The 23383-nt window shown below is 69.2% G+C and carries 13 protein-coding genes, 1 tRNA gene and 1 pseudogene; 13 read left to right on the top strand and 2 right to left on the bottom strand.

Annotation, left to right across the window (positions count from 1 at the left end; all coding sequences use genetic code 11):
- Window positions 1–66 precede the first annotated feature (66 nt).
- Genes ACFZP7_RS23740 through drmB form a run of 5 tightly spaced genes read left to right on the top strand, consistent with a single transcriptional unit; the run spans window position 67 to window position 9791 of the window.
- Entirely contained in the window at window positions 67–1140 is a 1074-nt protein-coding gene (locus ACFZP7_RS23740) for a hypothetical protein (protein WP_385635582.1), read from the top strand.
- The gene (locus ACFZP7_RS23745; protein ID WP_385635585.1) at window positions 1113–2702 is read left to right on the top strand and encodes a hypothetical protein; all 1590 of its coding nucleotides are present in this window, start codon (window positions 1113–1115) and stop codon (window positions 2700–2702) included. The genes ACFZP7_RS23740 and ACFZP7_RS23745 overlap by 28 nt, the downstream gene beginning before the upstream one ends.
- Window positions 2702–4438 (top strand): NERD domain-containing protein, encoded by a 1737-nt coding sequence (locus tag ACFZP7_RS23750; protein ID WP_385635587.1) that lies wholly within the window; start codon window positions 2702–2704, stop codon window positions 4436–4438. Before ACFZP7_RS23745 ends, ACFZP7_RS23750 begins: the two co-directional genes overlap by 1 nt.
- Entirely contained in the window at window positions 4435–7902 is a 3468-nt protein-coding gene (locus ACFZP7_RS23755) for a helicase-related protein (RefSeq protein WP_385635589.1), read from the top strand. The genes ACFZP7_RS23750 and ACFZP7_RS23755 overlap by 4 nt, the downstream gene beginning before the upstream one ends.
- Entirely contained in the window at window positions 7899–9791 is a 1893-nt protein-coding gene (drmB, locus tag ACFZP7_RS23760; protein WP_385635592.1) for a DrmB family protein, read from the top strand. The genes ACFZP7_RS23755 and drmB overlap by 4 nt, the downstream gene beginning before the upstream one ends.
- 650 nt (window positions 9792–10441) lie before the next feature.
- Here the strand turns inward: drmB and ACFZP7_RS23765 are convergent.
- Together ACFZP7_RS23765 and ACFZP7_RS23770 are read right to left on the bottom strand one after the other, a co-directional pair.
- Window positions 10442–11076: pseudogene (locus ACFZP7_RS23765) on the bottom strand (hypothetical protein).
- Window positions 11077–11306: 230 nt separating this feature from the next.
- A tRNA-Arg gene (locus tag ACFZP7_RS23770) sits at window positions 11307–11378 on the bottom strand.
- A 232-nt stretch (window positions 11379–11610) separates the two neighbouring features.
- Between ACFZP7_RS23770 and ACFZP7_RS23775 the strand changes: the two genes are divergently transcribed.
- From ACFZP7_RS23775 to ACFZP7_RS23810, 8 genes are all read left to right on the top strand, one after another.
- Entirely contained in the window at window positions 11611–12075 is a 465-nt protein-coding gene (locus tag ACFZP7_RS23775) for a response regulator (protein WP_385635594.1), read from the top strand.
- A gap of 192 nt (window positions 12076–12267) precedes the next feature.
- Window positions 12268–13389: an ArgS-related anticodon-binding protein NrtL gene (nrtL, locus tag ACFZP7_RS23780; protein ID WP_385635597.1), complete on the top strand. Its 1122-nt coding sequence runs from the start codon at window positions 12268–12270 to the stop codon at window positions 13387–13389.
- A 19-nt stretch (window positions 13390–13408) separates the two neighbouring features.
- On the top strand, window positions 13409–14800 hold the full coding sequence (lysA, locus tag ACFZP7_RS23785) for a diaminopimelate decarboxylase (protein ID WP_019326874.1): 1392 nt from the start codon (window positions 13409–13411) through the stop codon (window positions 14798–14800).
- 168 nt (window positions 14801–14968) lie between these two features.
- The gene (locus tag ACFZP7_RS23790; RefSeq protein WP_043379906.1) at window positions 14969–16261 is read left to right on the top strand and encodes a homoserine dehydrogenase; all 1293 of its coding nucleotides are present in this window, start codon (window positions 14969–14971) and stop codon (window positions 16259–16261) included.
- 6 nt (window positions 16262–16267) lie between these two features.
- Complete coding sequence (gene thrC, locus ACFZP7_RS23795; protein ID WP_031016287.1) at window positions 16268–17326, top strand: threonine synthase; 1059 nt, start codon at window positions 16268–16270, stop codon at window positions 17324–17326.
- 423 nt (window positions 17327–17749) lie between these two features.
- On the top strand, window positions 17750–18679 hold the full coding sequence (gene thrB, locus ACFZP7_RS23800; protein ID WP_030970555.1) for a homoserine kinase: 930 nt from the start codon (window positions 17750–17752) through the stop codon (window positions 18677–18679).
- 411 nt (window positions 18680–19090) lie between these two features.
- Complete coding sequence (gene rho, locus ACFZP7_RS23805) at window positions 19091–21184, top strand: transcription termination factor Rho (RefSeq protein ID WP_385635601.1); 2094 nt, start codon at window positions 19091–19093, stop codon at window positions 21182–21184.
- 327 nt (window positions 21185–21511) lie between these two features.
- Window positions 21512–23293, top strand: a complete 1782-nt coding sequence (locus ACFZP7_RS23810; protein ID WP_385635603.1) for a trypsin-like serine protease — start codon at window positions 21512–21514, stop codon at window positions 23291–23293.
- Window positions 23294–23383: the final 90 nt, after the last annotated feature.

Here is a 23383-nt window from a genome sequence, read left to right on the forward strand (position 1 = left end):
GCAGGGGTCGTGCAATCGTGAAGATGTTGTAAGATCCACGCACTGTCAGGGGTGGGGGCCTCTTCGATGGCGGTGCTGCGGGATGTTCTCTTGGTGGGGGCTTGGGCAGTGGCAAGAGGCAAGACATCACTCCGGGGCGCGTCCACACTGGTCGGCGACAGGTGGCAGAGGCTGCCTGAGTGGGCGGCATGGTTCTCGGAGGTCGGGTATTGGGCGGCAGGCCTGCACAAGGAGGGCTCAAACGCGGTAGTGGCGCTGTCCGTTCCGACGCGTGACTACCTCGCGGTGCTGCTGACCTATGGGGTTGTGAACCGGGCGTCCCAGGTGGAAGTGGTTCCTGCGGAGGCGAAGCAGAACTTCGAGCAGGCAGCCTGCCTGCCTGTCGGCAACTGTGTTCGAGTCATTCCGGTCAAGGGCCCCGGGCAGGGGCGGCGCGTTTACACGGGAGTGTTCGGCGGGGCGATTCAGAACCATCATGGGCGGGTCTACGAACTCGCAGGCAGCACGAGTCCTGGGCGGCGTCCTGGACCCATTTCGTGGTTCCCGGCAGACGACTACCGGCTCCAGCTGCTCCGCTGGCCAGACCTGCCGGAGGACTACAGGGGCAGCAACCGCTTCAGCGAAGAGCTTGAAATACCCGTCGGCGCTGAGAATCTGTTGGCCGGACAGATGACCGACTACTACGGACGCTGCTCGCTGCACAGCGTTGTGGTGGGGGTAAGGAACACGGTCCTGGCTGAGGCCCAGCTCGTCGTTGGGGCAGCCGGAGGGCCGGCATTGCCCCTGCAGGAGCTCCTGCGTCTGCGCGCAGTCCGCTCGCCTGGATCCCACTATCGCAGCGTGGTGCTGTCGAGCCGAGGTGATCCGGAGGAGTACCGCGATGCGGTGCGATCCTGCCAGCCGGCTGTGGCCGTCCTCGACGGTGCGGCAACGGTTCGGCGGTGGCTTGGAGCCGGCCTCGCGAGCGTGACGGTGGCCGTGGTCGAGCGCACCAGCCCGTCAGCGCTGGCCGCTGCGGACGGGCTCTACGAGAACCGATGGCGCAGCGTGGCCAACCTCGACGTGCCCGGAGACCTCGGCAGCCGTATTCCTCCGGGAGTTGAACTGCTGGCATGGAAGAGCAGGGGGGCGGCACGATGAGTTTGTGGGAGGTAGACAAGGTCTACCAGCATGCGGGCTGCGCTATCGAGGAGCAGCCTGTGCACCACTCAGGAGTGCACTCGTTCATGCGGGTAGCTTCGCAGTTTCTGCGTGCAGTAGCGGAGTTGGAAAGCTCTGACCTGTGGAGGCAGGCTTGCGCCGAGATCCGGCGGGTCCGGTGGCTCCTCGGTACCGTGCCGGTGCCCCTCAATAGCGCGCAGCTCAGGCTTCAGGAAACGGCGCACAGTTTGGCGGGCATCAGCGCTCGATTGCGGCAGGCTGCGGATGCCGACCTGGTGCGCCAGCTGTCTGCCGTCGCGCAGGCCTTGACTCGTCTGGGAACGGACTCCTCCAATCCCCTTAGGTCCGGGGTTATGACGTTCCTGTCGTCTGGCCGCAAGGGCACGCCGCTTGTGGCGGTGACCAACCGCTTCTACCAGGACGCCGTTGCCCGCGCGTTCGGCGTGCTCCACTACCCAGTGGAGATTGGCCTGGTCAGTGACCTGTTGGGGGCTGAGGTGTATGACTCGGCCGTGGTCGTGGGACCGGTCGGCTGGCTTCCGCCGGGTGTGCTGAATGCTCCCCGAGCGGCGCGGCTCGGACTGGTCCACTATGACTTCTACCGTGAGCCGCTGGACGTACAGCCGCTGTTCGACGAGGGGCCTGTGCTGCGCGGCACCATGCCAACGCGCGTACGCCGCCGCGGCACGAGGACAGTCGGAGCACCGTCCGAGCTCACGGGTGGTACGTCGCCTGAGACGACAGAGTCCCTGCTAACGGATCTCGATGTCGTTTCCCTGGCGCAGGATGCTGTCGCAGGACTTCCCATTGAAGCTCTGCGGGACGGTGCCAAAGGCGGTCATGAGGGGGTGGAGGCCCGCGCGGCTCTGCTCGCCGACGGCTCGTATGTCCTGCTGCCCGTGGAATCCAGCGTTCACAAGATCCTTTTGGTTGAGTCGGACCCGGATGATGAGCCCTCTGTCGAGGCCGTCGACGGGGCCTCGATTTCGGTCGGCGACTACGTCGTACTTCGCGGTAGCTCCTACTATCAGAGCCTGATCGAGCGGGCCGACGTCGTCTTGGGCGACGACGCACCCATGCTGCGGGCGCTACAACAGGGGTGGAAAACGCAGCTGAGCGATCGTATTGCCCATCATCCAGATGGCCGTCGGGGGGTTGCGAAGGAGTTGGTGGCGCGCGGCGCGGTGACAACGAACCTGGACTACTGGACGAGCTCTTGGTGCATCAGAATGCGGCGTAGAGATGACTTCGCTGTTGTCATGGCCTACCTGGGCCGCAGAGGGGAGGCGCAGGACGTCTGGGCTGCCCTCGGCCGAATCGACCATGCACACCGCAGTGCCGGGCGGGGCTACGCCGAGGCCGTGCAGCGTGCTGTCTCCGGGGATTTGTGGCAGCGGCTCTGGGTGGACCGCTGGTGCGAGATCCCCTTGGACGATACGGACTCGGGCGCGCGGGTGGCTCTGGTCGACGCCGTTCTCCCTGGCCAGCTGCGCGTTCCCTCGCATTACCTCTGTCGGCTCCGCACTTCGGAGGTGCCCTGATGGCGCGCATGATCCCGTCGGCCTTCGATCCGGAAGTCACCCCTAGTCCCGGGGAGAAAGAGGTATTCCAGCGGCTCCGCGATGACCCTGGCACGGAAGGTTGGGTGGTGCTGCATTCGCTGGGGATAGCCAACCACCCACGGCAGATCCAGGGTGAGGCTGATTTCGTCATCATCGTGCCCGGGAAGGGAATCCTAGTCCTGGAGGTGAAGGCCCATCTCCAGGTCAGGCGCCTCCCGAGTGGCGAGTGGCGGTTGGGCAGCCAGCCACCAACCTTGAGGAGCCCATTCCAACAGGCCGATGAGGCCATGCATGCGGTCAAGGAGAAGCTCATAGGCCACGGCGGTGGGCTGGGAGCCGTGCCGATGACCTCCTCTGTGTTGTTCACGCACAGCCGGTTCGCGGTGTCAGGCCCCATGGAGTGGCACTCATGGCAGGCGATCGACACAGTGGCCCTGCACAGCCGTCCCGTTTCCGCTCTGATCACCGGGGTCCTGGACGCCCACCGCGCGCACCTCACCTCGACTCCCACAGGAGGCTGGTTCAACCCTGCATCCGCCGCTCCCGACGCCGGCCAGACCGAGCGGATCCTGGAGGCGCTTCGGCCCTCATTCGAGTTTGCCGAACCGCCCAAGCTGCGGCGGCAGCGGATGGAACGGGAGACTCAGACCTTTACCAAGCAGCAGTACGAGGTGCTCGACATGATCGCCGCCAATCGGCGGTGCCTGGTCCGCGGCGCCGCAGGAACAGGCAAGACCTTCGTTGCCGTGGAGGCGGCGCGGCGGTTCGCCGGAAGCGGTCTTAGAGTCTTGCTGTGCTGTTTCAACCGGCAGCTGGGCCGCTGGCTCAAGGAAGAGACCGCCGGGGTGGAAGGGATCACGGCCGCTCACCTTCACTCCTACATGGCGGGGCTGGTTCCCTCTGCACGCCCCGTGGCGAGCGGAGGTGACGGGTTCTTCACAGAGGAGCTTCCCGACCTCGCCCTGGAAGCCCTGCTGGAGCGCGACGGCCCGACGTTCGATGTGCTGGTGATCGACGAGGCACAGGACCTGATGCGCGAGTCCTACCTCAACGTCCTCGACTCTTCCTTGCGCGGAGGTTTGTCTAGCGGCCAGTGGCTGGCCTTCGGCGACTTCACGCGCCAGGCCCTTTATGACTCCGGCGGTGAAGGAATGGAAGCCCTCCACGGGCGGACAGCGGGCGAGCCAGCGGTATTCATACTGCGTCACAACTGCAGGAGCGTCCCCGACATCACCTTCTACGTGGAAGCGACGTCCGACCTCGACCCGGGCTACGCCGGAACGCTGCGGCCCTCCAACGACCGGACCGCAGAGCACCTGTGGTGGACGGACAGCAAGGAACAGCAGCGGCTACTGGCGGACAGGCTCACCCAGCTCACCCGCGAAGGGTTCCGGCCCGAGGACATCGTCGTCCTGTCACCGCTGCGTAATGACCAGAGCGCGGCCGGCAGCTGCCAGGACCCCCGCTGGCAAAACCGGCTCGTGCCCTTCGGCTCCCCGCGGCCGGGAGCGGTGCGGTACGGGACAGTGCACGCGTTCAAGGGCCTGGACTCCCCAGCGGTCATCCTCACTGATATCGCCTCTTTCGGGTCGGCGCGCGAACAGACGCTCTTCTATGTGGGCGCCTCCCGCGCCAGGGACGAACTCACGGTGCTGATGTCCCAGAACGCACGCCCCGGCTTCCGCCAGCAGGTCTTCAAGGAGAAGGCAGCATGACCATCAGCGACCACCTCGGTCCGCGTGAGGACGTTATCGACGCCCTGAGGGCCGAGCTGCTTGGCCCTGCGCCAGCCGGCAAGTCCCTCGACCGGGAACAGTTCGGCAACTGGGAGGAAGCCCGCGGCCCATGGGTGGACCCCGAGTCCGGAGAGGAGATCCTCGACCGGGCCCCGCTGGTGCGGTACGGCGTCGGCGTCCTGTACCCCGCCGAGGGCACTGATCAGCCCGCGGACGAGGATCGCACGGTCGTCGCCGGTCTCGTGGACGGTGAGCTCGACGGAAAAGTCTTCGAGGGCCTGCAGGAAGCTGCGCAGCGCACGGTCGGCGGGCCGCCTGAGGACGACGACTTCGACCTCGCCGGCGCGAACGACCGACGTCCCAGCACCATGGGCCTGTCGTTCATGCTGGCGGGCGGGAACGGTACGGCTCTCCGCATCGTTTTCACAGGAGGCCGCTACCGGCGCCAGAACGTGCTTGTGGCGGGCGATGCGCGGCGGTGGTGGGTACGCAGCCCCGTTACGGCGGTCTGGGAGCTGTCTGCGGACGAGATCGCCACGGCCAATCGGGTCCTGCGGAAGCCGCAGCCGGACGCGGACGCCTCGCGCGGCATTGACGGGCTGGACCTAGAGCTGATCGTCAACGTGCGCAGTCACCAGGACGGCAGGCTGATCACAGTCGCCCTCGTCAACCGGACGGTCCCCGGAACCCAGCCACTCGATGCTGTGAGCCTGTTCCAGGCCGAGATGACCGTCGAGCCGCAGGGCGGGTGGCTCGCCCCCTACCCGGAGGCTGCCGAAGCCGAGAGGCACCCGGACGACGCCTCGTTCAATCTGCTCTACCGGGAAGCACGGACCTTCGCTGTGGGGCACGGCTGCGCCGCGGACTGGGACGACCCTGTAGAAGGCCGGGCCACCTGGGCCAAGGCCGACCCTCTGCCCTGGTACGAGGCACCCAGCATCACCCCCGACATCCGGCAGAACGGCAGCCCCCTCACTGTCTCCATGGAGCAGCTCTCTGGGGACGGTCCTGGCGGTCCTGAGCGCCTGGAGCAGGTCGTCGGCGTGTACGCGGAGTGGATCGAGGGGCTCGAAGAGAAGGCTGCCGGCCTCGATGAGCGCTTCCGGCCGACCGCGGCGCAGCACATCGAAGGGTGCCGCAAGGCTCTGGGCCGTATGAGGGAAGGGCTCGAACTGGTCCGTGACGCACGGAGCGACGTGGGCCGTGCCTTCCGGATGGCGAACCGTGCCATGTTGCGCCAGCAGCTGCGCTCCGGGGCCGACCTGCGTCCGACGCGGTTCGTCGACGGGCGGTACCAGGTGGAGGGGCTTCAGCCGGATGAGAACGAGGCTCGCCGCAAGGGCAAGGGGAACTGGCGTGCCTTCCAGATTGCGTTCCTCCTGGCCGCCATCCCCTCAAGTGCCGATCCCCTCCATGACGACCGTGAGGTTGTTGACCTCATCTACTTCCCCACCGGCGGTGGCAAGACTGAGGCCTATCTTGGACTGTCTGCCTTCACCATGCTGCTCCGTCGTCTGCGCAGCTCAGGTGACACGAGTGTCACCGTCCTCATGCGTTATACGCTGCGTCTGCTGACCGCTCAGCAATTCCTGCGCGCCGCCGCTCTCGTCTGCGCGCTTGAGGAGCTGCGCGAAGACGAACCGGACCTTGGAACGGTCCCCTTCTCGATCGGGATCTGGGTGGGTGGCGAGACCACTCCCAACCGGCGCTCGGATGCGAAGTCAGCACTTGGCAGGCTCTACCGCGGAGAGCAGGAGAACCCGTTTCTGCTACTGCGCTGTCCCTGGTGCTCAGCTCAGATGGGCCCCGTCCCCAGCCAGGAGGAAGATACCGCGCACGGTCAGCGCCGCCGTAGGTCCGGCCGGCGCACCGGAGCAGCGGCCCGCACACCCGTAGCTGGGTACACGGAGTACCGCGGAACCGTGCGCTTCATCTGCCCGGACAATGAGTGCCGCTTTTCCGCAGAGGAGTCGCCACTGCCTGTCTACGTGGTTGACGACGACCTCTACGAGCACCGGCCGACCCTCGTGATCGGGACGGTGGACAAGTTCGCCCTCATTGCCTGGCGGCCCAAAGCAAGGGCCCTGTTCGGCTTCGGATCCGACGGGCTCGGTTCGGACGGCTCCCGAGCCTACTCACCACCTTCGTTGATCATCCAGGACGAGCTGCACCTCATCGCCGGTCCGCTCGGCTCCCTTACGGGCCTCTACGAGGGCGTTATCGAAGAACTGTGCACCGACCGGCGAGGCGGCACGCGCATTCTCCCCAAGATCGTCGCCTCCACCGCGACGATCCGGCGGCACGAGGAGCAGGTCAAGGCCCTTTACGGCCGTGAGCAGGTGCACCTTTTCCCGCCGCATGGCATCGACGCCTCCGACTCCTTCTTCGCCGTCTACGACCGCGATCCGGAGACCGGCACTCTTAAGCCGGGGCGGCGCTACATCGGCGTGCACGCCCCTGCCCTCGGCTCCATGCAGACCACACAGGTCCGCACGTTCGCCGCCCTGCTCCAGGCAGCCAAGGACCTTCCCGAAGGCCTCCGCGACCCCTGGTGGACGCTGCTCGCCTTCTTCAACAGCCTCCGTGAGCTCGGCAACTCGCTGTCGCTCATGCAGTCCGACATCCCCGACTACCTGAGGACCATCAACAACCGCTCAGAGACGGACCGCAGCGGGATGCGCTACCTCAACTGGGTCGAGGAGATGACCAGCCGCCTCCGGCAGGACCAGATCCCCGAAGCCATCCAGAAGCTCGAGCGGCAGCTCACGGACGAACAGCGGGCCGTAGACGCCTGCCTGGCCTCCAGCCTGATTGAGGTCGGCATCGACATCCCCCGTCTCTCACTCATGGCCGTTGTCGGCCAGCCCAAGAGCACCTCCCAGTACATCCAGGTCACCGGTCGCGTCGGACGACGCATTCCCGGACTGGTCGTCACCCTGTACGGGGCCGGCAAACCCCGAGACCGCAGCCACTTCGAGCGCTTCCGCAGCTACCACGAACGCCTGTACGCGCAGGTCGAACCGACCAGCTCCACCCCATTCGCCCCGCCCGCCCTGGACCGGGCCCTGCGCGCAGTCGCGGTTGCCTACATCCGGCAGACGGGACCGGAGGCGCTTGAGCCTCAGCCGTTCCCCGCCGAAGGCTGGGAAGCGGCCAGAAAGCTTCTCCTCGACCGGGTCGACTTCTGCGACTCCGAAGAAGCCGACCGCACAGCCGACATCCTGGACAGGATGCGCAAGGAGTGGGAGGCGTGGCAGCCCGGGCACTGGGGCGACTTCGGGCCCATGGTTAGCAGCGACCAGCTCCTGCGCCCCCTTGGCCAGTACGCGGACGAGCAGGCCCAGAGTATGACCTGGGCGATCCCCTCCTCCATGCGCGGCGTCGACGCCGAATGCCAGATCGAGGTCACCTCGGAGTACGCGATCCAGGAAGGACAGTCATGATCCGCGGCAAGGTCCGGCGCTCCCAGATGGTCGCCCCGTTTGGCCCCGGGGCCATGCACGTGCTGTCCGACGGGACGTCAGTCATCACGGCAGGCCTCGACCACTGGTTTCCGCGCGGAGACGACCGCAACCAGGAAGAGTTCCGTATCCACGAGTGGCGCCTGGAACAGCATCTCGGTGTCGACGCGCTCTACTCTCCTCCGGACTACCGCACCCGTTCGGAGGATGGGGTCAACACCGGTCTCACCGTCCCGGTCCTTCGGTTCCCCACCTGGGGCTTCTGCCCGCGCTGCCGCAAGCTGGCCAAGGACCGGCTCCACCAGGAGAACCGCCCGGCCTGCAAGGAGCATGAGTCCTCCGGCCGCAAGCCCTTCTTCGCCCAAGTGCCCTTCGTCGCGATCTGTGAGCGAGGGCACCTCCAGGACTTCCCCTGGTTCGAATGGACGCATAAGTCAGCGACGCCCTCCTGCCGGGGGCACCGCCTCTCACTGCGGTCCTCCGGCGGCGGCACTCTGGCCTCCCAACGAGTGTCCTGTTCCTGCAACGCGACCCGCAGCCTGGAAGGCATCACATCAACAAGGAGTAGTGCCGAGAGCGGCCCTTCCACGTTCCTCTCGGAAGAGCTAGAGCCGGGTGGGCCGGCGTACCTGTGCCGCGGCGGGGCGCCCTGGCTGGGGATCGACCGCGAAGGGGAGCCGTGCGGGAGCCCTCTCCGCGGCAGCCTGCGCGGCGCCGCGAACGTCTACTACTCGCTCCTAAAGAGCTCCATTTTCGTACCAGAGATGGCCGCGTCGACCGCCGATCCAAAGGTCCTCGCTGTCCTCCAGGACGGGGCGATCGTACAGGCCCGGCAGAGGGCAGCAGTCTTCCTTGACAAGGGAGAGGCTTTGCCTGTCCACATGCTCCGGAAAGCGGCCCAGGGGAACGCCTTCCTCCTCGACGACTTCAGCGACGAGGAGATCGCCCGCGCACTGGCCGTGCTGCAACAGTCCGAATCCGAAGCCTCAGAGACAGAGGAGCCCGGCTCTGCGCAGGACCCAGCTCCATTCCGCGCCACCGAGTACCAGACGCTGCGCGGTGCGATCGAGTCTGAGGAACTGGTCGTACGCGAGCCCCGCGGACAGTACGCGCCCAGCATTGCCTCCGCCTTCGCCCGCGTAAGGCTTGTAGAAAAGCTCCGCGAAACTCGGGTGCTATGGGGCTTCAACCGTGTTTTCGCGGAGTCCCCTTATGGTGACGCGTCCCGCAAGGCACTGCTGCGCCGCACACCTGCGCGCCCGGGTGGCAACTGGCTTCCCGCATACGCTGTCAGCGGCGAGGGCATATACCTGGAACTCGACACGGCGTCTCTGGGCGCGTGGGAGGAGCGTCGGGCAGTTCTGGCGCAGGCTGAACTACTCACACAGCGCTTCTCGGACCTAGCCGAACAGCGCGGCCTGACCAAGCGAGAGTTGTCGCCGCGCTTCATCCTCCTGCACACACTGGCGCACCTGCTCATCAACCAGCTCACCTACGAGTGCGGCTACAGCTCGGCCTCACTTAGGGAGCGCCTCTACGTGAGCCCCGGCCCGGACGGCATGGCCAGCATACTCATCTACACCGCCGCCGGGGACTCCGAGGGCACCTTGGGCGGCCTGGTTCGGATGGGCGAGCCCGGTCGGTTGGAGGGAGTGCTGGAGAACGCCCTGGCACACGCTGCGTGGTGTTCCTCGGACCCGGTGTGCATCGAGAGCAAGGGGCAAGGTCCTGGATCCTGCAATCTTGCCGCCTGCCACGCCTGCGCGCTGCTTCCTGAGACTGCGTGCGAGGAGTACAACCGCTTCCTCGACCGTGCCTTGGTGGTTGGTGGACTCGGGAAGAACGAGCTCGGATTCTTCACCACAAGCTGAGAGCATGCCGGTGGAGTGCGTGAGTGTCCCACTCACGCACCTCATCTTCTTCTAGTACTGCGAGGCCTGCGGTTGGACGGCGCGACTAGGGCGCGCTCAGGGTGAGAAGATCGCATATCTTGACTGCTAAACGTCGAGATTCCGCTGACACTGTGATCTTTTTAGTGCTATTGGCTATTTTTGATCATCGAATAACTACTTTCCGATCCTTGCTTGATTCAACTTGGAGATCACCCTCATAATCCTGCTGTTAGGCGCTCCGAAGCGCGCGCTTCGGTCGCGGCGAAGTAGGGGGAACACTGGGAGGTTGACTCCCTCGTGCCCTCGTCTCCTGCCGTCACGCACCGCATGAGCCGACAGCCTCGCCGTGACAGACTGTTTCTGGCACAGCTTCCCGAGCATGCAACCAGCCCAAAAGCAAACGCGGCTTGGTGGCGAGCGAAGCTGGACCTTAATGTCATGCTGATCCGGATACCGCCGAGCACTCGAACGCATCGGGTTGGGTTATATTGCGTTTCTGGATACGTAAGGTGCCGAACGCGTCGCCAACCATCGCATCGAAGGCCTGATGTGCGAGTGCGAATATGCATCCCTGCCTACATCCGAGGCCACTGGTATCGCGTCCAAGGGTCTCATTGGTGCTCTGCGTCTCAGGCCGTCGGGTAGCCGGTCTCCGCGATGTTCTCCGAGAGGTCCGCTTGGACGATTTCTGCGTTCAATGCGCGGGCCACTTCTTCGGTCAGCGGGCGGGAAGAGAAGACGTGACGAACGGCCTTCAGATCGACCGGGGCCTCGTAGTAGTCCTCGGCCCATCGGTGAAACGCTTCCGGGGTGCGATCCACCAACAGCTGGAAGAGATATCCGGCACCGTCCGGATCTTCTGTTGCCGCATCGGGGAAAGCGTCTATCGCCACGTACAGGCAGTGACAAGAGGCATTCCGTCCTCATCAGAGAACGCCGGCTCCTCGACGCACGTCCGGAAGACCTCAGGGACCTCGTCGAGCACTCCGGGCCATGGCCCGTCCTCTGCGTAGGGGCTCATGGGCGATTCGTGATCGAATCCCCGCACGTAGGCGCCGGCGGCTGAGAAAACGATCGAGTACTCGTCGCCCGACCCGCTCCGCATGGAGGCCACCGACTCCGTCTCGGACCAGTGGTCATCGAAGGAGTGGCGACGGCTCTCCCACTCAGGGTTCAGGACTGCCTCCAGGACGGCCATGGAACGGCAGTGTTCGCGGTGGACTGCTATCTCGGGCAGGTGCCTGGCAACGTCATGAACGGTCACCCGCTCATCCAAGCGCACGCATCTGACACTTCAGGTTGCTACCCGGCGGGTCACTGTCGCACCGAACTGGAAGGCCACGGACAGCGCGACTCACCTGGGACAACGCTCCAAGATCCCGTCCACAGACCCCGACATACGTCCGCTCAGGGTGGCATGCGCCTGTACATACGCGAAGACCCCGGCCTCAGCGTTTCCGCTGGTGACGGGGTCTTTGGGCACCTCATTCAGGGTGCCCCCGGCAGGATTCGAACCTGCGCACACGGCTCCGGAGGCCGTTGCTCTATCCCCTGAGCTACGGGGGCGTGTCGGTCGCGGTTGGTGTTGCTCGCGGCGACGGGTAGAACACTACCAGCTCTCCCGGGGTGGTCATGAACGGGTTTTCGTGGTCGTGCCGCACCCGTCGACCGGGCTTGCCTCGCCCCAGCCGCCCCACCCACACCCCCGGCGTCAACCGCAGCCACCCCGCGCACCCCGCGTGGGGTGGAAGTGGGGAAAACGCGGACGCGGTGGCCGGTCCGGACCTACTCTCGAGTTGTGCCTAAGGCGTCTGGCCGGGTTCTTGTTGTGGACGACAACAAGGTCATCCGGCAGCTGATCAGGGTCAATCTCGAGCTGGAGGGCTTCGAGGTCGTGACCGCGGCCGATGGTGCCGAGTGTCTTGATGTCGTCCATCAGGTGCGGCCCGACGCCGTCACGCTGGACGTGGTCATGCCTCGGCTGGACGGGGTGCGGACCGCCGCCCGGCTGCGTGCCGATCCGCGTACGCGGGAGCTTCCGATCGCCATCGTCAGTGCCTGTACGCAGTACGAGATCGACGCCGGGTTCGATGCCGGGGCCGACGCCTTCTTGTCCAAGCCCTTCGAGCCCGCCGAGCTGGTCGCGCTCGTTCGGCAGTTGGTCGAGCGGAAGGTGCGTGGGGGTGGGGCTGCCGGGGTGCGGGCCGTGCTCGGTGCGGCGGGGGAGAGTGAGTCGCCGGCGCGGGCAGAGCCCGCCGGCTGAGGTCCCCCCCGGTTCCCACGGGTTCGGGACCCTGGCTGAGGGATCCCGGCTGAGGGTTCGCGGTCGAGGGCCCGTGGCCGAGGGGCCCGGCGGACGCGGGCCGGGCGGGGCAGCGGGGGTGGTCGTCCACATGTCGGGACCAGGGTCAAACCCGTTCGCCTACCCACCCCCCTCCTCCCCTACGCTTGACCCGTGACCCCCGCAGAGCTCTCCAGCACCGTGCTGCACGCCGTGCGTCGTGCCGTCGACGCGGGGGAGCTGGACGTGACGGTGCCGGCGCGGGCCGTGGTCGCCCCACCGGGGCCCGGGGGATGCGGGGACTACGCCACCAACATCGCCCTCCAGCTCGCCCGGCCGGCCGGGCAGCCGCCGTACCGGGTCGCGGAGGTGCTGCGGCCGTACCTCGTGGGCGTCGACGGCGTCGCCGACGTCGTTCTCACCGGGCCCGGGTTCCTCAACATCAGCCTCGGCGGTGCCGCCCCGGCCGCACTCGTCGAGGAGATCCTGAGCGCCGGGACACGGTACGGGCACGCCGACGCCCCCGACGCCCCCGACGCCCCCGACGCCCCCGACGCCCCCGACGCCCCCGACGCCCCCGACGCCCCCGACGCCCCCGACGCCCCCGACGGCAGCGTCGTGCGGCTGCACTGCCCCCACGACCTTCGTGCCGTCGTCGTCGCCGACGCGGTCGCGCGGGTGCTGCGTTGCCAGGGCGCCCTCGTGCGCGTCACGGCGGAGGGCTTCGACCGTGAGTGGACGGCCGCCCTCGGCGTGCGCGTCGACGGGGTCGGACCCGCGCCGGTGAGCCTGCCGGTCACCGTGCGCCCCGTGCCCGCGCCCGCCGACCCCCTGCCCCTGGGGCGGGACGCCGCCCGCTGGGCCCTGCTCCACCCCGCCGCCCACGACCGGCCCCGGATCGGCGACGAACACCTCGCCCAGCGCGAGGGCAACCCCCTCTTCCGGGTGCGGTACGCCCACGCCCGCAGCCGCGCCCTCACCCGCAACGCCGCCGATCTCGGGTTCACCGCCGTGCCCGGCCCGGTGCCGGACGCTCCCCAGGAGCTCCTGGCCGCCCTTGGCGACCACCCCCGCGTGCTCGCCGCCGCCGCGGCGCACCGTGCCCCCGACCGGATCGCCCGGCACCTCGTCGCCGTCGCCGACGCCGCGCTGCCCTTCCTGCCCGCCGTGCTGCCGCGTGGCGGGGAGAAACCCTCGGCCGCCCACCGCGCCCGGCTGGCCCTCGCCGAAGCCGCCGGGACGGTGCTGGCAGGCGGCCTGACCCTGCTCGGCATCGACGCACCCGACCACCTCTGAAGAGAGCGCAGAAGACGTCATGAGCCGTTCCGCACACCCCGCCGGGCCCCGTCACGCCGATGTCCTTCCCGAGGGGCACTACTCCGCGCCGCCCGCCGACCTGAACGCCCTCGACCCCAAGGTCTGGGCGCAGACCGTGGAGCGGGGCGAGGACGGTGTCGTGACCGTCGGCGGGATCGGCGTCACCCAGCTCGCCGAGGAGTACGGCACCCCCGCCTACGTCCTCGACGAAGCCGACTTCCGGGCCCGGGCGCGTGCCTGGCGCACCGCCTTCGGCACGGACGCCGACGTGTTCTACGCCGGCAAGGCGTTCCTGTCCCGGGCCGTCGTGCGGTGGCTGCACGAGGAGGGGCTCAACCTCGACGTGTGTTCCGGAGGGGAGCTGGCCACGGCGCTCTCGGCCGGGATGCCCGCCGACCGCATCGCCTTCCACGGCAACAACAAGTCGCCCGAGGAGATCGAGCGGGCCGTGCGCGCCGGGGTGGGACGCATCGTGCTCGACTCGTTCCAGGAGATCGTGCGGGTCGCGCACATCGCCCAGTCGCTGGGGAAGCGGCAGCGGGTGCAGATCCGGATCACCGTCGGGGTCGAGGCGCACACGCACGAGTTCATCGCCACCGCCCACGAGGACCAGAAGTTCGGGATTCCGCTGGCCGGCGGGCACGCCGCGGAAGCCGTGCGGCGGGCGCTGCAGCTCGACGGGCTGGAGCTCATCGGCATCCACTCCCACATCGGGTCGCAGATCTTCGACATGTCCGGGTTCGAGGTCGCCGCGCACCGCGTGGTGGGGCTGCTCAAGGACATCCGGGACGAGCACGGGATCGAGCTGCCGGAGATCGACCTGGGCGGCGGGCTCGGGATCGCGTACACCAGCGACGACGATCCCCGCGAGCCGCACGAGATCGCCAAGGCGCTCACCGAGATCGTGACGCGGGAGTGCGAGAGCGCGAAGCTGCGCACGCCGCGGATCTCCGTGGAGCCGGGGCGGGCCATCGTCGGGCCCACCGCCTTCACGCTCTACGAGGTCGGCACCGTCAAGCCCCTCGACGGGCTGCGCACCTACGTCTCCGTCGACGGCGGCATGTCGGACAACATCCGCACCGCGCTCTACGACGCCGAGTACACCGTCGCCCTGGTCTCCCGTGCCTCCGACGCCGAGCCGATGCTCGTGCGGGTGGTGGGCAAGCACTGCGAGAGCGGGGACATCGTGGTCAAGGACGCCTTCCTGCCCGGGGACCTGGCGCCCGGTGACCTCATCGCCGTACCCGCGACCGGTGCCTACTGCCGTTCCATGGCCAGCAACTACAACCACGTGCTGCGTCCGCCGGTCGTGGCCGTGCGGGAGGGTGAGGCCCGGGTCGTCGTGCGGCGGGAGACCGAGGAGGACCTGCTGCGTCTCGACGTCGGGTGAAAACCGGCGCCGGGACCGGCACCGCAGCCAGGGGCGGAGGCGCAAGATCTTTCGTTTTCCGCCCCTGCGAAAATGAAATAAACGTCTCATGATGCGGACGAATGGCAGGAAATCCCGTCCGGTGCGTGAGACTGGTCGAACCTAGACGGTAAGAGGAAACGAGGTCGGATGATGCGTACGCGTCCGCTGAAGGTGGCGCTGCTGGGCTGTGGAGTGGTCGGCTCAGAGGTGGCGCGCATCATGACGACGCACGCCGACGACCTCGCCGCCCGGATCGGGGCCCCGGTGGAGCTCGCGGGTGTCGCCGTACGGCGCCCCGACAAGGTGCGCGAGGGGATCGACCCGGCCCTCGTCACCACCGACGCCACCGCCCTGGTCAAACGCGGGGACATCGACGTCGTCGTCGAGGTCATCGGCGGTATCGAGCCCGCGCGGACGCTGATCACCACCGCCATCGAGCACGGCGCGTCCGTGGTCTCCGCCAACAAGGCGCTCATCGCCCAGGACGGCGCCGCGCTGCACGCCGCGGCCGACGAGCACGGCAAGGACCTCTACTACGAGGCCGCCGTCGCCGGTGCCATCCCGCTGATCCGCCCGCTGCGCGAGTCGCTGGCCGGCGACAAGGTCAACCGGGTGCTCGGCATCGTCAACGGGACGACCAACTTCATCCTCGACGCGATGGACACCACGGGGGCCGGGTACCAGGAGGCGCTGGACGAGGCCACCGCCCTCGGGTACGCCGAGGCCGACCCGACCGCCGACGTCGAGGGCTTCGACGCCGCCGCCAAGGCCGCCATCCTCGCCGGGATCGCCTTCCACACCCGCGTGCGCCTCGACGACGTCTACCGCGAGGGCATGACCGAGGTCACCGCCGCCGACTTCGCCTCCGCCAAGGAGATGGGCTGCACCATCAAGCTGCTCGCCATCTGCGAGCGGGCGGCGGACGGGGGATCGGTCACCGCGCGCGTGCATCCCGCGATGATCCCGCTCAGCCACCCGCTGGCCAATGTGCGCGAGGCGTACAACGCCGTGTTCGTGGAGTCCGAGGCCGCCGGTCAGCTCATGTTCTACGGGCCCGGCGCCGGCGGTTCGCCGACCGCGTCCGCCGTCCTCGGCGACCTGGTGGCCGTGTGCCGCAACCGGATCGGCGGCGCCACCGGCCCCGGCGAGTCCGCCTACGCCGCGCTGCCCGTCTCGCCGATGGGCGACGTCGTCACGCGCTACCACATCAGCCTCGACGTCGCCGACAAACCGGGCGTGCTCGCCCAGGTCGCGACCGTGTTCGCGGAGCACGGTGTCTCCATCGACACCGTGCGGCAGTCCGGCAAGGACGGCGAGGCATCCCTCGTCGTCGTCACCCACCGTGCGTCCGACGCCGCCCTCGGCGGTACCGTCGAGGCGCTGCGCAAGCTCGACACCGTGCGGGGTGTCGCCAGCATCATGCGGGTTGAAGGAGAGTAACCAGCAATGACCCACCAGTGGCGCGGAATCATCGAGGAGTACCGGGACCGGCTGCCCGTCTCCGACAGCACGCCCGTCGTGACGCTCCGCGAGGGCGGCACGCCGCTCGTGCCCGCGCAGGTGCTCTCCGAGCGCACGGGCTGCGAGGTCCACCTCAAGGTCGAGGGGGCGAACCCGACCGGGTCCTTCAAGGACCGCGGCATGACCATGGCCATCAGCAAGGCCAAGGAGGAGGGCGCGCAGGCCGTCATCTGCGCCTCCACCGGCAACACGTCCGCGAGTGCCGCCGCGTACGGCGTGCGCGCGGGCATGGTCTCCGCCGTGCTGGTGCCGCAGGGCAAGATCGCGCTCGGCAAGATGGGCCAGGCCCTCGTGCACGGCGCGAAGATCCTCCAGGTCGACGGCAACTTCGACGACTGCCTCACCCTGGCCCGCGCGCTCAGCGACAACTACCCGGTCGCGCTGGTCAACTCGGTCAACCCGGTGCGGATCGAGGGGCAGAAGACGGCCGCCTTCGAGATCGTCGACATGCTCGGCGACGCTCCCGACATCCACGTCCTGCCGGTCGGCAACGCGGGCAACATCACCGCGTACTGGAAGGGGTACAAGGAGTACGCCGCCGACGCGGTCAGCACGAGGACGCCCCGCATGTGGGGCTTCCAGGCCTCCGGCAGTGCCCCGATCGTGCGCGGCGAGGTCGTCAAGGACCCGTCGACCATCGCCACCGCCATCCGCATCGGCAACCCCGCCTCCTGGGACCTCGCGCTCGCCGCGCGGGACGAGTCGGGCGGCGCCATCGACGAGGTGACGGACCGTGAGATCCTGCGCGCCTACCGGCTGTTGGCCTCCCAGGAGGGCGTCTTCGTCGAGCCCGCCTCCGCCGCGTCGGTCGCCGGTCTGCTGAAGGCCGCCGAGCTGGGCAAGGTCGACCCGGGGCAGCGGATCGTGTGCACCGTCACCGGCAACGGCCTCAAGGACCCCGACTGGGCCGTCGCCGGCGCCCCGCAGCCGGTCACCGTCCCGGTCGACGCCGCGACGGCGGCCGAGCGGCTCGGTCTGGTCTGAGGTCCCGGCCCGGGGCGCGGCCCGGCATCCGACCGGGGCCCGCCCCGACGGCCCGGGCCGAGGTCGCGCCCCTCTCACCGGCGTAAGAGGGCGTAAGCGACGCTCGGCCGGGAAAGCCCTTTACGGGGGGTGCACAGGGGGCTTGCGACACGCATCGTGCGCCTCCCGTGCGCCCTATGTCGCCACAGAACCTTCCTTCGATAGGCTGTACCGAACCCGCCTGCCGCATATGCCGCCGGGCCGCGCTGTCTCCGCGGTCGGGAAGCGGCTGGTCGCGGGCCGGTCACGACCGGACGTGACCGACCGAGGCCGACCGCGGCCGGTCCAGGGCCGGCCGTTCGGCAGGAAGCGGCGAGCCCCGGGGTCCCGTACGTCATCGAATGTCATTCGACAGTCACGCAGCTCAAGGAGAGTCATCGAGCGATGGCCGGTCCAGCGTTCCGCGCCGCCGCCGTCAGGGTGCGCGTCCCCGCCACCAGCGCCAACCTCGGCCCGGGCTTCGACGCCCTCGGCCTCGCGCTGGGCTTGTACGACGACGTGGTCGTCCGGGTGGCCGACTCCGGGCTGCACATCGACATCGCGGGTGAGGGCAGCGAGACCCTCCCGCGCGACGAGAAGCACCTCCTCGTCCGCTCCCTGCGCACCGCCTTCGACCTGCTGGGCGGACAGCCGCGCGGCCTGGAGATCGTCTGCGCCAACCGCATCCCGCACGGCCGCGGCCTCGGCTCCTCCTCGGCCGCCATCTGCGCGGGCATCGTCGCCGCCCGCGCGGTGACCATAGGCGGCGAGGCGCGCCTCGACGACGCCGCGCTGCTCGACCTGGCCACCGAGATCGAGGGCCACCCCGACAACGTCGCCGCCTGTCTGCTCGGCGGCTTCACCCTGTCCTGGATGGAGGCCGGCGCCGCCAGGGCGATCAGGATGGACCCCGCCGATTCCATCGTTCCGGTGGTTTTCGTGCCCGGAAAGCCGGTACTGACGGAGACCGCCCGGGGTCTCCTCCCGCGCACCGTCCCGCACGTCGACGCCGCCGCCAACGCCGGCCGCGCCGCGCTCCTCGTCGAGGCCCTCACGCGGCGCCCCGAGCTGCTGCTGCCGGCCACCGAGGACCGTCTGCACCAGGAGTACCGCGCGCCGGCCATGCCGGAGAGCGCGGCACTGGTGGAGCGGCTGCGCGCCGACGGCATCCCCGCGGTGATCTCCGGCGCGGGACCCACGGTGATGGCACTGGCCGACGCCGACACGGCCGACAAGGTCGAGGCGCTGGCCGGCACGGACTGGGCGGCCAACCGGCTCGGCCTGGACCAGCAGGGCGCGAGCGTCCTGCCCCTGGCAACCTCCGGTGACGTTTAGGCACGCGCGGTTGCCGGATTTCGAGAGGGGGAATGTTTGTTGGATCCGGTAGTGTTAACCTCAAGTCTGCACCCGACCCCACCATGGCGAGGTGCCTCGTGTCCCCGTCCGGGACAGACATTCTTCCGGGAGCCCCCCAAGCCGCATTGTGCAGTGGATGTCGTACGTGGTCAGTACGGCCGACACGGACACTGAGCGGCCCGCCGGGCACGCTTCGGAACCGGTGCGACCACGCCGCGTGACACAGACACTGGGTGCCACGGCCAAGGGGCGCGCCATCACCAGATATTCCTTCCGCCGTTCAGGCGGACCACCGCCCCGGCACGGTTCGCACAGCAAGGACCGAAGCCGGACAGCACAACCGGTCGCCGAGCCAGACAGGCCGACGTCCGCTCCAGGGAAGGACCCTTCGTGAGCGACACCACCGATCTGATGGGCGCACGTGTCGAGGAGACCGCTGCCGCGCCCGCCACGGACGCCTCCGCGCCTGCCACCGGTGCCGGCTCCCGGCGGCGCCGCGGTACCGGCCTCGAGGGCATGGTGCTGGCCGAGCTGCAGCAGGTCGCATCCGGCCTCGGCATCAGGGGCACCGCGCGCATGCGCAAGAGCCAGCTGATCGAGGTCATCAAGGAGGCGCAGGCCGCCGGGGGAGCCCCCGCGAAGGCCGCGTCCGCCGCCGCGGACACCGCCGGCGAGACCAAGCCCAAGCGCCGCGCCACCTCCCGTACCCGTACGGGCGACGAGGCCCCCGCCGAGAAGGCGGAGAAGGCCGGCAAGACGGAGAAGGCCGGGAAGAAGACGGACAGGACGGCCGCCGACAAGGCCGCCGCCCAGCAGCAGATCGAGATCCCCGGCCAGCCCTCGCCCAAGGTCTCCCCGTCGGGCGAGCAGGCCGCCGCCGGTGACGAGGCCCCCGCCGAGCGCCGTCGCCGCCGGGCCACCGCCGACGCGGGCAGCCCGTCCGCCGCCACCGAGACGGTGGCCGTGGAGACCCGCGAGCCGAAGGCCGACGCGACGGCCCAGCAGCAGGGCCAGGGCCACCAGCAGGGGCAGGGCGACGCCCGCTCCGACGGCGAGGGCGGCGAGGGCCGTCGTCGCGACCGCCGCGGCCGGGACCGTGACCGCGAGGGCGGCCGTGACGGTGGCCGTGACCGTGACGGTGGCCGCGACCGCCGTGGCAAGGGCGACGACCAGAACCAGGGCGGTCAGCAGGGCCGTCAGCAGGGCGGCGGCCGCCAGGACCGCCAGCAGGACGACGGCTACGACGACGACGGCGGCGGCCGCCGCGGCCGTCGCGGCCGCTACCGCGACCGCCGGGGCCGTCGCGGGCGCGACGACGTGCAGGAGCCGCAGATCGCCGAGGACGACGTCCTGATCCCCGTCGCGGGCATCCTGGACATCCTCGACAACTACGCGTTCATCCGCACCTCCGGCTACCTGCCGGGCCCGAACGACGTGTACGTCTCCCTCGCCCAGGTCCGCAAGAACGGCCTGCGCAAGGGCGACCACATCACCGGCGCGGTCCGCCAGCCCAAGGAAGGCGAGCGGCGCGAGAAGTTCAACGCCCTCGTCCGGCTCGACTCCGTCAACGGCATGGCACCCGAACACGGCCGCGGCCGCCCGGAGTTCAACAAGCTGACGCCGCTGTACCCGCAGGACCGCCTCCGCCTGGAGACGGACCCGGGCGTCCTCACCACCCGCATCATCGACCTCGTCGCGCCGATCGGTAAGGGCCAGCGCGGTCTGATCGTGGCCCCGCCGAAGACCGGCAAGACCATGATCATGCAGGCGATCGCCAACGCGATCACGCACAACAACCCCGAGTGCCACCTGATGGTCGTCCTGGTCGACGAGCGTCCGGAAGAGGTCACCGACATGCAGCGGTCGGTGAAGGGCGAGGTCATCTCCTCGACCTTCGACCGCCCGGCCGAGGACCACACCACGGTCGCCGAGCTGGCCATCGAGCGCGCCAAGCGCCTGGTGGAGCTGGGTCACGACGTCGTCGTGCTGCTCGACTCGATCACCCGCCTGGGCCGCGCGTACAACCTCGCCGCCCCGGCCTCCGGCCGCATCCTCTCCGGTGGTGTCGACTCGACCGCCCTGTACCCGCCGAAGCGCTTCTTCGGTGCGGCCCGCAACATCGAGGACGGCGGTTCGCTGACCATCCTCGCCACCGCCCTGGTGGACACCGGGTCCCGCATGGACGAGGTCATCTTCGAGGAGTTCAAGGGCACCGGCAACGCCGAGCTGAAGCTCGACCGGAAGCTCGCCGACAAGCGCATCTTCCCGGCGGTGGACGTCGACGCGTCCGGCACCCGCAAGGAGGAGATCCTGCTCGGCAGCGACGAGCTGGCCATCACCTGGAAGCTGCGTCGCGTGCTGCACGCGCTCGACCAGCAGCAGGCGATCGAGCTGCTTCTCGACAAGATGAAGCAGACCAAGTCGAACGCCGAGTTCCTGATGCAGATCCAGAAGACGACGCCGACGCCGGGCAACGGCGACTGACGTCTTCGCACCGCCCGGGACCACTCCCGGCGACCTCGAAGGGCCGCCCCCGTCACCTCGGTGACGGGGGCGGCCCTTTCGCGTGCACGAGCGGGCCCCACAAGGGCCAGCGGGACCCCGAGGGCCCCGCCGCGGTCCCGTGCGGCCCTGCAGCCCCCTCCCGCCCTCCGCGTGCCCCCACGCATCCCCCGCGTGGCCTGCATATGTCCTGCACATGTCGTTGAACAGGTGTACGATCACGCCTTCGCGAGTGTGCGGCGTCCGGGGGGAGTGCACCGGCGTCGCGAACCTCGATCGCGCAACTTCTCATCTCCTGGGGGGACTTGAGTGAGTACATCCCTGTCCGCGTCCGGCCGGCCCCGCCGCCCGAGACGCAGGACGCGCTTCGCGCTGTCCGCGCTGGCCGCGGGTCTGGCCGGGGCGGTGGCCGCGACGCTGACGGTGTCGCCCGCCGCCGCCGCGCCCACCCCGCCGCACCCGACGGTCGAGCCGGCCGTCAGGACCGTGCCGCAGGCCGAGCTGGAGCGGCGCGTCACGGGCGCCGTCGCCGGTGACGACGACAAGCCCGGCGAGCGTCACCGCGAACCGCAGCGCGGCGCCGTCGTCACCGGGGCCGACCCGAAGATCATCGGCGGCACGGAGACGACCATCTCCACCGCGCCCTGGATGGCGCAGCTCTGGTACTACGACGACACCGGCGCCGAGACCGTCAGCTTCTTCTGCGGCGGCGCCGTCATCGCGCCGACGAAGATCCTCACCGCCGCCCACTGCGTCGACGGCTACGACTGGTACGGCCACGGCGCCGTCGTCACCGGTACCGCGCAGCTGCCCGAGGAGGACGACCTCCACGGCGGCACCGTCTCCGGTGTGTGGCGGCAGTGGAGCCACCCGTCGTACGACGCGGTCGCCATCGACAACGACATGGCCGTGCTGACCCTGCCGAACCCGGTCGACGCCAAGCCGATCCCCATGACGACGGCGGACGACACCGCCTCCTACGCCGCCGGCACCGACGCCAAGGTGTACGGCTGGGGCCGGACCAGCTCCACCTCCCCCCTGATCTCACAGGTGCTGAAGTCGGCCACGCTGCCCATCCAGTCCGACGCCACCTGCGCCGAGGCCTGGGGCGCCGACTTCGTCAAGGGCCACATGGTCTGCGCGGGCGAGCCCGCGACCGGCTCCGACGAGGGCACCGTCTCGGCCTGCAACGGCGACTCCGGCGGCCCCCTGGTCGTCGGCGGCCGCATCGTGGGCGTCGTCTCCTGGGGCGTGGAGGACTGCGTCGCCGAGGGCGCGTACAGCGTCTTCTCCAAGGTCAGCACCTACGCCGGCGTGACCTACCCGCGCGTCGACGACACCGACCTCAGCGGTGACGGCCGCGCCGACCTCTGGCTGCGCCGGGCCTCCGACAAGGTGGCCTACTCCCAGAACTCCACGGGCACCTCCTTCTCGGCCCCGGACCTCTGGGGCGACTGGAGCGCCGTCGACCTGGCCGTCCAGGCCGACTTCGACCGGGACGGCTACCAGGACCTCCTCAACCGGGGCCTCGGGGGCGAGCTGGTCTGGACGCACTACCAGCCCTCCAGCCAGACCTGGGACCACCGCGTCCTCGCCACCGGCTGGGGCAGCCGCAAGCAGATCCTCGCCCCGGGCGACGTCACCGGTGACACCCTGCCCGACCTGCTCTCCCTGGACTCCGCGAACACCCTGTGGCTCTACCCGGGCAAGGGCGACGGCTACTTCTCCGGCCGCGTCCAGGTGACCACCGGCCTGACCGCCTACGACCAAATCCGGGGTCACGGCGACTTCACCGGCGACGGCAAGGCGGACATGCTCGCGCGCGCCTGGAACGGTGACCTGTACCTGTACGCGGGCACGGGCAAGGCCGGGAGCGCCTTCACCCCCCGGATCAAGGTGCGCAGCTGGCCCGAGGTCAAGAGCGTGGTCTCGCCCGGTGACGTGACCGGGGACGGCAAGGCCGACGTCCTGGCCGTCACGGAGTACGGGAACATGTACCTGTACCGCGGCACCGGCCAGGCCTCCACCGCGATCTTCGCCACAGCCGTGAAGATCGGCGGCGGGTACGGCAGCTACGACATCATCAGCTGAAACCCCAGGTGACCGCGGTTTCCGCGGCCCTCGTGGTCACTCCCTGTGCCCGACGCGCCACGCGTCGGGCACAGTGCGTTGTGCAACCCT

The sequence above is a fragment of the Streptomyces sp. SudanB5_2050 genome (genome assembly GCF_964272335.1).
Classification (GTDB): domain Bacteria; phylum Actinomycetota; class Actinomycetes; order Streptomycetales; family Streptomycetaceae; genus Streptomyces; species Streptomyces rochei.

What these genes read in the sequence shown, in the direction of transcription:
- ACFZP7_RS23740 (WP_385635582.1), top strand. Translation starts at nt 67, where the DNA reads ATGGCGGTGCTGCGGGATGTTCTCTTGGTGGGGGCTTGGGCAGTGGCA.
- ACFZP7_RS23745 (WP_385635585.1), top strand. Translation starts at nt 1,113, where the DNA reads ATGGAAGAGCAGGGGGGCGGCACGATGAGTTTGTGGGAGGTAGACAAG.
- ACFZP7_RS23750 (WP_385635587.1), top strand. Translation starts at nt 2,702, where the DNA reads ATGGCGCGCATGATCCCGTCGGCCTTCGATCCGGAAGTCACCCCTAGT.
- ACFZP7_RS23755 (WP_385635589.1), top strand. Translation starts at nt 4,435, where the DNA reads ATGACCATCAGCGACCACCTCGGTCCGCGTGAGGACGTTATCGACGCC.
- drmB (WP_385635592.1), top strand. Translation starts at nt 7,899, where the DNA reads ATGATCCGCGGCAAGGTCCGGCGCTCCCAGATGGTCGCCCCGTTTGGC.
- lysA (WP_019326874.1), top strand. Translation starts at nt 13,409, where the DNA reads ATGAGCCGTTCCGCACACCCCGCCGGGCCCCGTCACGCCGATGTCCTT.
- ACFZP7_RS23790 (WP_043379906.1), top strand. Translation starts at nt 14,969, where the DNA reads ATGATGCGTACGCGTCCGCTGAAGGTGGCGCTGCTGGGCTGTGGAGTG.
- thrC (WP_031016287.1), top strand. Translation starts at nt 16,268, where the DNA reads ATGACCCACCAGTGGCGCGGAATCATCGAGGAGTACCGGGACCGGCTG.
- thrB (WP_030970555.1), top strand. Translation starts at nt 17,750, where the DNA reads ATGGCCGGTCCAGCGTTCCGCGCCGCCGCCGTCAGGGTGCGCGTCCCC.